The 12,562-nt window shown below is 69.9% G+C and carries 15 protein-coding genes and 2 pseudogenes; 6 read left to right on the top strand and 11 right to left on the bottom strand.

Annotation, left to right across the window (positions count from 1 at the left end):
- Positions 1-24: 24 nt before the first annotated feature.
- On the bottom strand, positions 25-630 hold the full coding sequence (locus tag QQY66_RS00690) for a TetR/AcrR family transcriptional regulator (RefSeq protein WP_301977062.1): 606 nt from the start codon (positions 628-630) through the stop codon (positions 25-27).
- 237 nt (positions 631-867) lie between these two features.
- Between QQY66_RS00690 and QQY66_RS00685 the strand changes: the two genes are divergently transcribed.
- Positions 868-2,001 (top strand): FAD-dependent monooxygenase, encoded by a 1,134-nt coding sequence (locus QQY66_RS00685; protein WP_301977061.1) that lies wholly within the window; start codon positions 868-870, stop codon positions 1,999-2,001.
- Between the two features lie 135 nt (positions 2,002-2,136).
- Positions 2,137-3,621: an MFS transporter gene (locus QQY66_RS00680; RefSeq protein WP_301977060.1), complete on the top strand. Its 1,485-nt coding sequence runs from the start codon at positions 2,137-2,139 to the stop codon at positions 3,619-3,621.
- Positions 3,622-3,818: 197 nt separating this feature from the next.
- On the opposite strand, the gene QQY66_RS00675 is transcribed toward QQY66_RS00680, so the two are convergent.
- The 3 genes and pseudogenes from QQY66_RS00675 to QQY66_RS00665 all read right to left on the bottom strand — a co-directional run.
- Entirely contained in the window at positions 3,819-4,550 is a 732-nt protein-coding gene (locus QQY66_RS00675; RefSeq protein ID WP_301977059.1) for a cation transporter, read from the bottom strand.
- Positions 4,550-4,885, bottom strand: a complete 336-nt coding sequence (locus tag QQY66_RS00670; RefSeq protein ID WP_301977058.1) for a helix-turn-helix transcriptional regulator — start codon at positions 4,883-4,885, stop codon at positions 4,550-4,552. The genes QQY66_RS00675 and QQY66_RS00670 overlap by 1 nt, the downstream gene beginning before the upstream one ends.
- A 20-nt stretch (positions 4,886-4,905) precedes the next feature.
- Positions 4,906-5,193, bottom strand: a pseudogene (locus tag QQY66_RS00665) (SDR family NAD(P)-dependent oxidoreductase); the annotation flags it as partial.
- Between the two features lie 406 nt (positions 5,194-5,599).
- Between QQY66_RS00665 and QQY66_RS00660 the strand changes: the two are divergent.
- Positions 5,600-5,932: an SDR family NAD(P)-dependent oxidoreductase gene (locus QQY66_RS00660; RefSeq protein WP_301977057.1), complete on the top strand. Its 333-nt coding sequence runs from the start codon at positions 5,600-5,602 to the stop codon at positions 5,930-5,932.
- Between the two features lie 739 nt (positions 5,933-6,671).
- Here QQY66_RS00660 and QQY66_RS00655 read toward each other — a convergent pair.
- Positions 6,672-7,164: pseudogene (locus QQY66_RS00655) on the bottom strand (transposase); the annotation flags it as partial.
- A 75-nt stretch (positions 7,165-7,239) separates the two neighbouring features.
- Positions 7,240-7,626: a response regulator transcription factor gene (locus QQY66_RS00650; RefSeq protein ID WP_301977056.1), complete on the bottom strand. Its 387-nt coding sequence runs from the start codon at positions 7,624-7,626 to the stop codon at positions 7,240-7,242.
- Here QQY66_RS00650 and QQY66_RS00645 point away from each other — a divergent pair.
- Positions 7,566-7,796, top strand: coding sequence for a hypothetical protein (locus QQY66_RS00645; RefSeq protein ID WP_301987753.1), 231 nt, complete (start codon positions 7,566-7,568; stop codon positions 7,794-7,796). The genes QQY66_RS00650 and QQY66_RS00645 overlap by 61 nt on opposite strands.
- A gap of 344 nt (positions 7,797-8,140) precedes the next feature.
- On the opposite strand, the gene QQY66_RS00640 is transcribed toward QQY66_RS00645, so the two are convergent.
- The 5 genes from QQY66_RS00640 to QQY66_RS00620 all read right to left on the bottom strand — a co-directional run bounded on the left by QQY66_RS00640 (position 8,141) and on the right by QQY66_RS00620 (position 10,981).
- Positions 8,141-8,431 (bottom strand): twin-arginine translocase TatA/TatE family subunit, encoded by a 291-nt coding sequence (locus QQY66_RS00640; RefSeq protein WP_301977055.1) that lies wholly within the window; start codon positions 8,429-8,431, stop codon positions 8,141-8,143.
- A gap of 140 nt (positions 8,432-8,571) precedes the next feature.
- On the bottom strand, positions 8,572-9,156 hold the full coding sequence (locus tag QQY66_RS00635; RefSeq protein WP_301977054.1) for a TerD family protein: 585 nt from the start codon (positions 9,154-9,156) through the stop codon (positions 8,572-8,574).
- 79 nt (positions 9,157-9,235) lie between these two features.
- Positions 9,236-9,889: a hypothetical protein gene (locus QQY66_RS00630; protein ID WP_301977053.1), complete on the bottom strand. Its 654-nt coding sequence runs from the start codon at positions 9,887-9,889 to the stop codon at positions 9,236-9,238.
- 93 nt (positions 9,890-9,982) lie between these two features.
- Complete coding sequence (locus QQY66_RS00625; RefSeq protein WP_301977052.1) at positions 9,983-10,558, bottom strand: TerD family protein; 576 nt, start codon at positions 10,556-10,558, stop codon at positions 9,983-9,985.
- 156 nt (positions 10,559-10,714) lie between these two features.
- A complete protein-coding gene (locus QQY66_RS00620) occupies positions 10,715-10,981 on the bottom strand; it encodes a GlsB/YeaQ/YmgE family stress response membrane protein (protein WP_301977051.1) in 267 nt (88 codons plus the stop codon).
- Between the two features lie 189 nt (positions 10,982-11,170).
- On the opposite strand from QQY66_RS00620, the gene QQY66_RS00615 reads away from it, so the two are divergent.
- Together QQY66_RS00615 and QQY66_RS00610 are read left to right on the top strand one after the other, a co-directional pair.
- The gene (locus QQY66_RS00615) at positions 11,171-11,560 is read left to right on the top strand and encodes a BlaI/MecI/CopY family transcriptional regulator (RefSeq protein ID WP_301977050.1); all 390 of its coding nucleotides are present in this window, start codon (positions 11,171-11,173) and stop codon (positions 11,558-11,560) included.
- A gap of 6 nt (positions 11,561-11,566) precedes the next feature.
- Positions 11,567-12,499 carry a M56 family metallopeptidase gene (locus QQY66_RS00610; RefSeq protein ID WP_301977049.1) on the top strand — a complete coding sequence of 311 codons (933 nt, stop codon included), beginning with the start codon at positions 11,567-11,569 and terminating at the stop codon, positions 12,497-12,499.
- The last annotated feature ends 63 nt before the right edge of the window (positions 12,500-12,562 follow it).

Below are 12,562 nucleotides of genomic sequence, written 5' to 3'. Positions count from 1 at the left end.
GAACGGTGCGGCCGGGGCGATTGCTCAGACGTGCGGTGCCGTGGCCCGGATGCCGGCGAGCACCACGCCGACGATGCGCTCCGCGTCCGTGCGCGTGAAGGGGCGCATGCCGCGGTTGACGATGAGGTGCACCGGGCCGGAGATCATCTCGCCGAGGAAGGAGCTGTCGACCGGGGGGAGTTCGCCCCGGTCGACAGCGGTGTCCACCCGCCGCTGAATGGCGGCCACGCGCTGGTCGAGGATCCTGGTCAGCGCCTGGACGGTGGAGCTGTGGCGGGCGGGCTGGATGGCCTGTTCCAGCGTCCGGCCGAACGGCGTTTCCAGGCCACCGGCGAGGGCCAGCAGGAAGTCCACCAGGTCCCGGTGGATGTCGCCGGTGTCGGCGACCGAGGCGAGATCCTCGGCGTAGCGCAGCAGGGCTTCGACCACCAACTCCTCGCGGTCGGGCCAGTTGCGGTAGACGCTGGTCTTGTGCACGCCGGCGAACTCGGCGACCTCCTCGTAGCGGAAGCCCGCGATGCCGTCGCGCGCCACGAGTTCGACGGTCGCGTCGAGGATCTGCGCTCTCACCCGCGCGTTGCGGCCGCCGGGGCGGCGGGCGGGCGGCCGGTCAGCGGTCCCGTTGGCCATCGCCGCGCTCACCTCCTGTTCTGGCTCGGGTGCCGATTGTCGCCAGGTGCGGCGTTGCGGTGCAAGCCGGTGGGAAGTAGGCTCGCTAAAAGCGACAGCTTGTTTCTTTAATCATCGGACCGCCACGTCAGCGGCCTGCCCGCCGACCGCACTGCTCCGCTGGTTCGCCTGTCGGACCGGCGAGCGGCAGCCGGTCCGATCGCCCACCCACCTCAGCGAAACCTGGAGCGCGCACACGTGAACATCCTTGTCTCCGGAGCCGGTATCGCCGGGCTCGCCAGCGCACTTGAGCTCGGCACCCGCGGCGACGACGTCACCGTTGTCGAGTACGGCCGCCACCTCCGGCTCACCGGCACACCCATCGACATCCGCGGTGATGCGATCGAGACCGCGGACAGGATGGGACTGCTCGCGAAGATCCAGAAGCAACGGGTCCGGATGTCGGAGCTCACCCAGTTCGTCGACAGCGACGGCAAGCCGGTGGCCCGGATCCCGATGGCGGAGATCAGCGACTCCGACGACGACATCGAGCTCCTGCGCGAGGACCTCGTGCGTATCCTCGCCGACGCCCTCCCGGACACTGCGGCGATCCGCTTCGGCGACTCGATCGAGACACTGACCGACGGCGGTGTCGACGGCGGTGTCGACGTGCGTTTCGAATCGGGCCGCACCGGGCGGTACGATCTGGTGCTCGGTGCCGACGGCCAGCATTCCGCGGTACGCAGGCTGGTGTTCGGGCCCGAGGAGGACTACCTCCGGCACCTCGGTGTCTACTTCGCGCTCGCCGACCACCCCGGCGAGGCGCAGTCCGAGGGCGCCAACTCGATACATAACTCGATCTATAACGTTCCCGGCCGGATGGCAGGCCTCTTCCGGTACAAGGGCAAGGCCGTTGCGGTCTTCCAGTTCCGCTCGGAACGGATCGACTACGACCACCACGACCTGGACGCCCAGAAGAAGATCCTCATCGACGCCTTCGCGGGCTACCGGTCGTGGCGGATCCCGGAGTTGCTCGATGCGGCCCTCGCCGATCCGGGTTTCTTCTTCACCTCCGCGAGCCAGATCCACCTGCCCTCCTGGCACCGAGGCCGCGTCGTCCTCGTCGGGGACGCCGGGTACAGCCCGGCCTTCCTGTCCGGCCGGGGCACCTCACTCGCGCTCACCGGCGCCCGCTTTCTCGCCGAAGAACTCGAACGGTGCGGCAATGACCACACCGCCGCCTTCGCACGGTACGAGGCCCGACAGCGCCCCTATGTCACGTTCGCCCAGGACCGTGTCTACAGCGGTCGCGACCGCATGCTGCCGACCACCTGGGCTGCCATTGCCGCCCGCAACAAGGCGCTGCGGGCACCCGGCAACGGTGCGCCCTGAACCCGGCGCAATGCGACTGGCATCCGGTTCCCCGGCGTCATGCGGACAACGCCCACTGACCCTCGGCAGACCCCGGAAACGGGCGTCCGCACGTTCCCCGGGACCTCACCCCCAATGCGCTGGAGACAATGCATAGTGGAAGACACGCTGGAAAAGCCCGCCCCCGGCACCCAAGAGCATCGCTGGAGTAAGCGGCTCATCCTCTGGGCTGCCGTTCTCACCCTCGCCAACGTCCTGGCCGACGTGGCCATCGGCTCGCCCATGATGGTCATGCCCCAGTTACTGGAGCACCTCGACACCGATCAGGTCGCGTGGCTGAACGCAAGCGCGATGCTGGCCGGGGCCATCTGGTCGCCGCTGCTCGCGAAGAGTTCCGACATCTTCGGCAAGCGCCGGATACTCATCTGCACGCTGCTCCTGTCCTGCACCGGAGCGCTGGTCTGCCTCGCTGCCCCCAACGTCTGGATCTTCCTGGTGGGGCGCTTCCTCCAAGGCGCCGCCTTCGCCGCGGTCTTCCTCACGGTGGCCCTCGCACGCCAGATCTGCACCCCGCGGGTGGCGATGGCCCTGGTCGGGCTCGTGACGTCCGGCTCATCGATCGTCGGAGTCATCGAGCCGTACCTGATGCAGCCGGTCATTGAAGAACTCGGCTACCGGAGCGTGTTCATCACGGCGGCGCTGCTCGCCGCGGCGGCCGCGCTCTGCGTGCGCTCCTTCATCCCGGAGTCGCCGATCCGCAGCACCGGCCGGATCGACGTGCGCGGGGCGTTCCTGCTCGGCGGCGGACTCGGCGCGGTGCTCGCCTACATCAGTCTCGGCAGAGACCTCGGATGGCTGTCCGGAGGCATGATCGCGCTGCTGGCGGCCGGTGCCGCCGCGTTGGCCGGTTGGGCGTTCCTCGCGCTGCGGGTCGACGAACCCATCATCGACATCCGGGCCCTCTCCCGCCCGATCCTGCTGACGCTGCTGGCCCTGGTCCTGGCAGCAGGCTCCTTCCGGAGCCTGCTGCAACTGACGGGTATCGTCGCCCAGGTGCCCCCCGAACTGGGGCTCGGTTACGGTCTTGGCGACGGAGAGTCGATCGCGGTGCTGCTCGCCACGCCCAATGCCGGCATCGTGATCGGCGGCACGTGCGCCGGATGGATCGCGGGGCGGTTCGGTCCCGCGCTGCCCCTCCTCGGCGGCATCGCCGTCGGGACAGTGGGGACCTTCGCGATGCTGGCGGGCGTATCGGCGCTCCCGATGGCTATCGCCTGCGGCGCCGTGCTCGGCATGGCCGCCGGCGCGATCGGCGCCTCCGGCTACAACCTGGCGACCAGCTTCGTAGCGCCCGAACGGCAGGGCACGATCGCCGGTCTGGTGTCGGTCGTGCTCGCTCTCGGCTCGGTCGTCTTCAACATCGCCGGGGGCGAGGTGCTCAGAGCGACCCGAGCTCCCGCCACTTCTGCCGACGGTGCCATGGTGAGCACGGCGACCGGCGTGTACCTCTACGTCGCGATGGCGGGGGTGCTCTTCGTCCTTGCCGCGGTGCCCGCGATCATGCTGGCCCGCAACCGGCCGGCCGCGTCGGCCGTGCCCGGGGCACCGCAGCGTCCGGGTTCGCCCGCGGTCGGCCGGTAGCCCGCCGGCCCGCCCTGTTGGCGCAGCGGCGTGCCCCGTCACCACTGCCACTGGCTGAACCTTCGTGGCGGGGCTCAGCGGCCTGCTTGATGCGGGCGGCCATGCAGGCAACGTCGTCGAGTTCAACGGCGGCCACGGCGATTCGGACTCATCGTCCAACTGGGGGAGTTGGGCTGCTGTAGCTCTGTATGCGTGGGCTACGCGCAGGGTCCGTGGCACGAGCACTCCGGGCCGCATCCGCAGCCCTCCCGGTCGCCCGTCTCCCGCCCCGCTGCCTCGGGGAGGCCGACCGGCACGGAGCAACAGGCCTCGCCCCGCCATGCCTCGCGTCCTTCCTTGACCGCGACGGCGGCGATGACGAGGGCTGCGGCCGGGTCGGCCCAGGACCAGCCGAGGAGGGAGTTGGCGAGCAGCCCGACGAGCAGGACCGCGGAGAGGTACGTGCACAACAGAGTCTGTTTGGAGTCGGCCACGGCCGAGGCCGAGCCGAGTTCACGCCCGGCCTTGCGCTGGGCCGCGGACAGGAACGGCATCACCGCGAGGGACAGCGCGGCGAGCACGATGCCCGGGGTGGAGTGCGCGGCTTCGCCGGTGCCGGTCAGGGCGCGGACGGAGTCGACGGTGACGTAGGCGGCGAGCGCGAAGAAGGAGACGGCGATGATCCGCAGGGCGGTCTTCTCGCGCGCCTGGCGGACGGCGTGCTCGCGGGCGGAGAACTGCCAGGCGACGGCCGCGGCCGAGGTGACCTCGATGACGGAATCCAGGCCGAAACCGATCAGGGCGGTGGAGGAGGCGATCGTACCTGCGATGATCGCGACGAACGCCTCGATGACGTTGTAGGTGATGGTGGCGGCGACCAGGAGCCGTATACGCCGGGCGAGTTGGGTGCGGCGCTGCGGAGCGGGGCCGACGGATATCTGCACCGCCATCAGCAGCAGTCCTTCTCGTCGGCGTCCGGGCAGGTCCGGTCGGCGTCGATGGCCACGACGGCGCCACGCAGGTCGTCCAGGGCATGGCCGAGGCGGGCGTCGGCCAGCTCGTAGCGGACGCGTCGGCCTACGGGGACGGCGACGACGATGCCGCAGTCGCGCAGGCACGCGAGATGGTTCGACAGCCGGGTGCGGGAGATCTCCAGGCGCTCGGCGAGGTCGGCCGGATGGGCGGGCGCCTCGCGGAGGGCGAGCAGGACGCGGCAGCGGATCGGGTCGGCGAGCGCGCGGCCGAAGCGGGCCAGCGCGTCGATGTCGGAGGCGAGAGTCAGCACACGGATGACAGTACACAGGTTTATGGATTCAGAAAATCCTGAATCCATAGCTTCCGGGCAGCGATGATCGCTCCCCGGCGCTCGACCAGGCTGGGCAGGGCCGCACGCGTGACCCGGATGGTGCTGAGCAGGTTGATGTCGAACGCGCTGGTCCACTCGGTGTCGTCGACATCGAGGAAGCGGACGGTCGCCTTGTCTCCGCCTCCCATGTTGTTCACCAGCAGGTCGATGCCGCCCAGCTCGGCGAGCGCGCTGTCGATGAGGGCGGAGACTCCTTCCGCGGTGCTCAGGTCGGCCGACACCGCGTGCGTGCCGCCCCGGCCACGGCGCCGGACACGCCGCCTACATCATCAACGCCGGCGGGAAGCAGGTCATCGCCGCGCTGCTGCGGAAGCTCGCGGACGCTGGAGCCGGCCGGGTCCCGTGATCCTGGCCACCGGGTCTCCTACCGCGGCTCGCGGCTCCGGGGCTGGAGGCGCTGACCGGCTGTGGCGTCTTCTACGGCTCCGCCAGGGATCGCCGATCCATGGATAAACCTTCCTCTCCCGCCCCTGCGCGGGCGCCCCTACGGTCGAGGCCGCGGGCGCTCACCGGCCCGCCGCGACGAAGGAGCGAGACCCCCATGAAGATGACCGGCAACACGATCCTGATCACCGGCGGAACCTCGGGCATCGGGCTCGGACTGGCCCTGCGCCTGCACGAGGCGGCAACAAGGTGGTCGTCGCCGGCCGGCGCAAGGAACTCCTCGACGAGATCACGGCCGAGCACCCGGGCATCGACGCGCTCGTCCTCGACGTCGCCGACCCCGACTCGAACGCCCGGGCCCGCGAGACCGTGGCGGCGCGCCACTCGGGGCTGAACGTCCTGGTCATCAACGCCGGCATCATGCTGCGGGAGAACCTCCTCGACCCGGCAGGACTCCTGGTCGCCGAGGATCACGTCACGGTCAACCTGCTCGGCACGATCCGGATGACGTACGCCTTCCTGCCCCTGCTGGTGGGCAAGGACGACGCGGTCGTCATGAAGTTGTCCACCAGGTGGCGCTGACCTGCGTCGATGCCTCGGAATAGGTAGCTGACCTGCGTTAATGCTTCTTTCAGTGCCTTGCGGCTTGGTGCCGCGTTACGCAGCCGATCCTCCCCAGGCTCTCCCCAACGGCGCGGATGCTCCCCAGATTCTCCCCAGGGAGGAACGCCGTCACGGGCAGCGCTGAGACGAAGGCCATCACTCTGGGGGGGGACACGTTGAGTGACTTCCGTAGGCGGGGTGCGCTTCATCGGCCCGTCTCCGCCGACTTCTGGCCGCCGGCCGTAAGGATCTCGACGCTCCAGAGGAGTACGAGGCGCCCGTGCTGGCCGAGGTCCGAGAGCGGGCCGCCAGGTTCGCCATCCCTTTGACTTCAATCCGGATGCTGATGACCAACCGCAGCATCGGGTACGACACTCCGGGCGAGGACGTCACGCATGATCCGCAACTCGACGGGATAAGCGCCGCGTTGGGGCAGGAGGAGGGTGTGGTCGAAGCGCAAGCCCTCACCCCTACTCGCATTCCGCTGCGGTGCAGTTTCGTATCAGCAGGACCTTCCGTATGCCGAGCTGCTGGGAACAACTCTCCGGCTGGTCCTGGGCTTGGATGCCGAGGATGCTGCGCAACTCGAGAACTTGCTCGACACGGGCGAGCCGGTTCCAGCTCGTTGGGAGCAGGCGGATCTCTTCGACGGTTGAGCCCATCGCGCCGGACCTTGCCGGGGCCCGTCGGCGGTTGCGGCCTACTGTCATTCGCCGTTGGCATCGCGCTCGGGGTCGGGCGACTCCTTCCAGGTTTTGGTGCGTTGGAAGGTGATGCCGCGGCGGGCGAGCAGGCACCCGTAATGCCTCGCGGCCGATCCGGATCACACGGCCGTGCACTTTCCGCAGGTAGGCGGCGAGTTTGCGGATGCACCAGCGGGTGAAGGGCTGGCCGAGCTTGGTCGGGCGGGTGGTGGCCGTCTGGACGACGAAGTTCTCGTCGTCAGGGCTGAGCAGGCGGGGACGGCCTCCCGCCCACCGAGGGTCCAGGCAGGCCAGACCGATCTCGTTGAACCGGTGCACGTCGCGGACGGTGTCCTCATCGGCCCGCACCAACTTCGCGATCACCGGGACCCGGTTTCCGCCGGCCGAGGCCAGCAGCATCATCGCGCGCCGGTATCGCACCGAGCTGGTGCTGCCCCGGCGCACGATGTGCTGCAGCTTCTGCCCTTCCTGGTCGGTCAACCTGCGCACACGGACAGGCTCAGCCACCACACCCCCAACGTTCGGATCGGACGTCTCCGGACATCCAACCGCTGGAACCGCCGACCCGGCGAACCTTCCCGGTCAGAGCACTAGCGACGACGGAAGGGCGGCTCCAGTCCCGGAGCGGGCGCCCACCAGCCCGGCATGCATCGCGATGGCCACAGCCGCGGTGCGGTTGGGGGCACCCAGCTTCAGCAGCACAGCACCTACGAGGCGCTTCGCACCATGGGTGGAGATTCTCAGCGCCCGTGCGATCTGCTTGTTGCTGAGCCCGTCTGCGAGCAGTTCCAGCGTTTCGGTCTCCCGGCTGGTGAGGGAGATGTCCTGTCTCTCCGGTCCCCGGTTGCCCGAACGTCTCGGTCGTGCGCCACCGGATCGAAAGGGCCCTGGACGGTCGAGAAGTACGTGTGGACTTTGTCGAGGTGTCGGACGAGGCAGGGGCAGCGCACTGGAAGATGACCGGATCACCCACCATCCTGCTGAACGACGTCGACCCGTTCGCCACGGAGCAGTCCAGGCCCAGCGTGTCCTGGCGGCTGTACCGGCATACGGACGGCACTGCTGACGGCGCGCCGACCACGGCGGACCTGCGCCATGCACTCGCCGCTGCCGGACTGCCCGCGTCCGGCACTGACTGACACCTGGAGGATGCCCTACACTCCACCCTCTCGCGCCTCCGCGCCGCGCCCGCCGTCGCCGACATGCGTCGAAGCCCTGCTCGACAAAGCCCTCCCCACCGTCGAGGGAAGCCAGACCGCCGTTGGCGAGCGACGATCCGCGTGCTGATCCGCAACGAACTGCCCGCTGCTCCAACGAGGCCGGTCACTGATCAGCAGCCGGGCAGCGCAGCGGACCGCAGCCGCTCGATCACTGCCAGCGTTGGACCAAAAGCCCAGACCGAAAGAGTGTCAAAAGACCGTGTGCGTTTTCGTGTGCACGCGAAAACTGGGCTGGCCAAGCAGTCGAGTAGCCCGCTGCCGTCCTACGGCCTGCTGCCGTTGTCCGGTGTTCCAGGTGCGCCGCCGGGGCGCTCAGGGTTCCGGGCGGACTGCTGGTCCGTACCGGGGGTGGTGCTGGCCGGAGAGATGGTCTCGCCTTGGACGATGTGGGGAGCTGCGTCTGCCTGGGGCTCTTCGTTCTTCATGGCGCGGGCCTCGGCTTTGAGGATGCGGGCCGACTTGCCGGCGGAGCGGGCGAGGTCGGGGAGTTTCTTGGCGGCGAGGACGGCTATGACGACGATGAGGATGACGGCGAGTTCGCTCAGTCCGAACATGCGGGTCCTGTCTCCTGTACGGCCCGGGCCGATTACGGCCAGGTGTATCGGGGGCGTGGGGACGGCGGTGTCGCCGTCCGGGTCTGTGATCGGTTGCCGTGCCCGGTATGTGGCCGCTGGACCTGCGGTCTGTCACCCGTCTACAGGTGGGTGGCGATGGACGGCAGCAGGTCCTTGAAGGTGCGGCCGGTGGCGGGTTCGCCGATGGCCTTCATCTGCCAGCCGCTGCCGGTGCGGTGGACCTTGGCCATGATCTGGGCGGTGTGCTTGCCACCGCCAGTGAGGGTGTAGCGGGCCAGCTCGGCTCCCGTGGTCTCGTCGACCAGGCGGCAAAACGCGTTCTGTACTTCGGCGAAGGTCTGGCCGGTGAAGGAGTTGACCGTGAAGACGATCTGGTCGACCTGCGCGGGGACGCGGGCCAGGTCGACGAGGACGGCTTCGTCGTCGCCTCCGGCGCCGGCCCCGCCGGTGAGGTTGTCGCCGGTGTGCCGGACGGAGCCGTCGTCGCTGACCAGGTGCTGGAAGTAGACGACGTCGACCGGCTGCCCGGCGGCGAAGAGTACGGCCGACGCGTCCAGGTCGATGTCGCTGCCTCCGGTGAGCTTGGCGAGGAAGCCCTTGCGGGGCGCGGCCTGCCAGCCCAGGCCCATCCGGACGGAGCTCAGGGCGCTGCCGTCGGCCTTGTTCAGGCTGATCTGCTGACCCTTGGTCATGTTGACCGACATGGGGGCTTCTCCTTCGGGTTTGGCGCTGTTGAGGGAACTGTCCGGGACCGTCTGCTCGGCCGTCCGGACGGCATGGCTGCTAGCCGGTGAGCGGGGGCCCGCTCTTGGAGTCGGTGGTAGGCGTGGCAGTGGGCGGCGCCGGGTGGAGGAGCGGATCCTCGCCGATCGACCGGCGTAGGTGGGGCAGCATGCCGCGCTCCAGCAGGGCTTGCTGCCAGTCCAGCCGTGCCTGCTCCAGTCGGGCGGGGTGTGCGGAGGCGCCGCGCCCGCGTATCGCCGTGCCCAGCAGCGCGGTGAGGGCGATGAGTGCGCTCAAGGCCGCGATGAGAGTGAGGATCCAGCCGGCGGCTATGAGCGAGCCGGGCAGTGTGCCCCGAACGTCGGTCAGCTGGAGCAGGTAGTCGAGGAGGAGCAGGACAGCGGCGGATGAGGCGGCCACGGGCGGCGTGGGCACCGCAAGGGCGGTAACCAGGCCGGCGGCGGGTCGGCGCGGTGTGGTCTCCTCGGCGGACGCGTTCGAGGCGGAACAGGTGAGATAGGTGCGGTACTCGGCGTAGGCCGCCGCCGTGATCTCGTCGGCGTCGGCGAGGGCCCGCAGGCGCAGGCGCGTGGTGGCCCGGCCGGTAGGGTCGGCGCGCAGGGCGCCCAGGATGTCCGGGGTGTTCAGCGCCAGGTGCAGTACGGCTTCGAAGTCCGCCCGGTCCTGGGGGCGGAGGCCAGAGGGGTCGGCCACATGGTCTCCTGACGGGTAGGGGTGCTTCGGCGCTGGACGAGGGTGTGCCGGGCCCGCCCGCGGGGATCAGACCCCGGGGGCGGGCAGCCTGTGTCAGACGCCGACGCCGAAGTCGGTGGCGATGCCCGCGAGGCCCGAGGCGTAGCCCTGGCCGACCGCGCGGAACTTCCACTCGGCGCCGCCCCGGTACAGCTCGCCGAAGACCATCGCGGTCTCGGTGGCCGCGTCCTCGGACAGGTCGTAGCGGGCGATCTCGGCGCCGCCGGCCTGGTTGACGACGCGGATGAAGGCGCCGCGGACCTGGCCGAAGCTGTGGCCGCGGTTCTCGGCGTCGTGGATGGAGACCGGGAAGACGATCCTGTCGACCTCGGCGGGCACGCCCGCGAGGTTCACCTTGACCACCTCGTCGTCGCCCTCGCCCTCACCGGTGAGGTTGTCGCCGGTGTGCTCGACCGAACCGTCCGGGCTCTTGAGGTTGTTGTAGAAGATGAAGTGCTGGTTGGACAGCACCTTGCCGGAGGCGTCGAGCAGCAGCGCGGAGGCGTCGAGGTCGTAGTCGGTGCCGGTGGTGGTGCGCACGTCCCAGCCAAGGCCGACCAGGACTGCGGTAAGGCCCGGTGCCTCCTTGCTGAGTGAGACGTTGCCGCCCTTGGACAGGGAAACTCCCACGGGTACTCCTTGTCGATGCGTCAGGTCAGGGCCTGGCGGCCCCGGGTATAAAAACTACAACACTGTAGAAAACGAGGAAGGGTTTGCGTGGCCTCGGAGATCGGCCGTGTCGCGTATGGCCGAGAAATGGTGTGGCGGGTGCAGCGGCGTGGCCGGTCAGTCGCGGGAGTTGCCGAAGAGGATGCGGTAGCCGATCGGCAGGACCAGCGCGTCCGCGACGGCCGAGCCCCAGGTGGCGGCGTCGAAGAACTCCCGCTGCACCGGCCGGTCGAGGAACCTCGCCGAGAGCCAGCCGCCCAGGAAGGCCCCCGCGATGCCGATGACCGTCGTACCGATGAGTCCGCCCGGATCGCGCTCGGGCAGGACGGCCTTGGCGATGGCCCCTGCGAGAAGCCCCAGAACCAGCCATGCGATGACGCCCATGTCCACCGTCTCTCCTTGTGTCGTTGCCGTCCGTGCGGCACGGAAGAACCTGTCCGGGCAGCGTAGCTTCTACAATCATGTAGATGCTGTGGTGAGGGGCGGCGGAGCACCGTGGCGCGGTGGTCGGCCGTGGTACGTCCATACGATGGACCACCCGTGAACTCGGGGTCAGCGGAAGGGAGACAGGGCGTGACGGACCAGCGGCAGCGTCCCCGGCGGCGGGGGCAGGGTGAACTGGAGGCACTCGTCCTGTCGGCCCTGAGCGAGGCGGACGGCCCGGCGAGCGCGGGGTGGGTGCAGGAGCGCCTCGGCGGAGACCTCGCCTATACGACGGTGATCACGATCCTCACCCGGCTGCTGGCCAAGGGCGCGGTGACCCGCGAGCGCGCCGGCCGGTCCTTCGCCTGGACGCCGGCCTCGGACCAGGCGGGCCTGGCGGCGCACAAGATGCGCAAGGTGCTTGACGCCGAAAGCGACAGGGAGGCGGTGCTGGCCAGCTTCGTCACCTCCCTGGCGCCGCAGGACGAGCGGCTGCTGCGCGAACTGCTGGGCCGGGCCAAGGACGAGAGGGAAGACTGAAGCCTCATGGGGGTGTTCGTCTTTCTGCCGCTGGTCCTGCCGCTGACGGCGTGGCCGATCGCGCGGCTGGCCGAGCAGCGGCTGCATCCGCGGACCGCCACCCGGCTGCTGACTGCGCTGGCTGCGGTGATGGCGGTGTGCAGCACCGTGTGCCTGGGGCTGCTGATGGTGGTCGGCACCGCGCAATTGCCCGGCAACCCGCTGCCCGACGCCTGGTCGGACCCCGAGGTGCGCGAGGCGGTGCCGTACGACGAGGTGGCCGGGAAGCTGGCCATCCCGGCGCTACTCGCCGTGCTACTGGCCTGCGGCCGCACCCTGTGGCGGCACCGGCAGGTGCGGCGCCGAGCCCACCGGGCACTCGCCGGCCTGCCCGGCGCCGAGGTGGCCGTCCTGCCCGACGAGGTGCCGTACGCCTATGCCCTGCCCGGCGGGCGACGGGACCGGGTGGTGGTGACCACCGCCCTGCTGTCCTGCCTCGAACCCGCCGAACGGCGCGCCCTGTTCGCCCACGAGCGCGCCCACCTCGCTGCCCGGCACCACCGGTTCCTGCTCGCCGTCCAGCTGGCCGCGCGCACCAACCCGTTCCTGCGGCCGCTGCGTACGGCCGTGTCCTACACGACGGAGCGATGGGCGGACGAGGAGGCGGCGCAGGCGGTCGGCAGCCGCAGGGCCGTGGCGTGCGCGATCGGCAAGGCGGCCCTGGTCTCCCGCGGAACCCCGGTACCCACGCTCGCGGGCTTCGCCGCGCCGGGCCCGGTGCCGCGCCGGGTCGCCGCCCTGCTCGGCCCTGCGCCCGCGATGCGCAGCTGGCCGTCGGTATTCACCTCGGTGGGCCTGGCCGCCTGGGGCGCAGCGGCGGGGACCGCGGTCTCCGCGCTGTCGTCCGCGAACTCCGCGGTCACGATGGTGCTCATCCTGCACGCGGCGACGCCCCTGTGAGGACGCACCTCTCAGGGGTGTTTGTGAACTGTTGACCGTTCTGTTGTCGCCTGAACGTGTGGG

Origin of the sequence: Streptomyces sp. DG2A-72 (assembly GCF_030499575.1) — a bacterium.
Lineage (GTDB): Bacteria > Actinomycetota > Actinomycetes > Streptomycetales > Streptomycetaceae > Streptomyces.
Note: the sequence above shows the minus strand (reverse complement) of the source record. Positions and strands in the feature narration are given on the sequence as shown.

What these genes read in the sequence shown, in the direction of transcription:
- QQY66_RS00690 (WP_301977062.1), bottom strand. Translation starts at nt 630, where the DNA reads ATGGCCAACGGGACCGCTGACCGGCCGCCCGCCCGCCGCCCCGGCGGC.
- QQY66_RS00675 (WP_301977059.1), bottom strand. Translation starts at nt 4,550, where the DNA reads ATGGCGGTGCAGATATCCGTCGGCCCCGCTCCGCAGCGCCGCACCCAA.
- QQY66_RS00635 (WP_301977054.1), bottom strand. Translation starts at nt 9,156, where the DNA reads ATGTCGGTCAACATGACCAAGGGTCAGCAGATCAGCCTGAACAAGGCC.
- QQY66_RS00610 (WP_301977049.1), top strand. Translation starts at nt 11,567, where the DNA reads ATGGGGGTGTTCGTCTTTCTGCCGCTGGTCCTGCCGCTGACGGCGTGG.
- QQY66_RS00640 (WP_301977055.1), bottom strand. Translation starts at nt 8,431, where the DNA reads ATGTTCGGACTGAGCGAACTCGCCGTCATCCTCATCGTCGTCATAGCC.
- QQY66_RS00620 (WP_301977051.1), bottom strand. Translation starts at nt 10,981, where the DNA reads ATGGGCGTCATCGCATGGCTGGTTCTGGGGCTTCTCGCAGGGGCCATC.